1 pseudogene is annotated in these 229 nt (G+C 62.4%); it reads right to left on the reverse strand.

The features are described from left to right. Positions 1-229 (reverse strand): annotated as a pseudogene (locus R0J88_RS24185) (hypothetical protein); the annotation flags it as partial.

Genomic DNA, 229 nt, shown 5'->3' on the forward strand with positions numbered 1-229 from the left:
CTACAGGCTGGACGCGAACACCACGACCACACCGATCGGGGCGATATAGCGCGCCACGAAGCTCCACAGCGAGAAGGCCGAGTCGCTCATGTTGAGCTGGCTGCGCACTTCGTCACGGCCCATGAACCAGCCGACGAAGACGATGGTCGCCAGACCGGTCAGCGGCAGCATCAGCTTGCTGGTCGCGTAGTCGAGCAGGTCGAAGATGGTCATGCCTTCGAACTTGGCG

Origin of the sequence: Pseudoalteromonas sp. SIMBA_162 (assembly GCF_046535955.1) — a bacterium.
Taxonomy (GTDB): Bacteria; Pseudomonadota; Gammaproteobacteria; order Enterobacterales; family Alteromonadaceae; genus Pseudoalteromonas; species Pseudoalteromonas marina.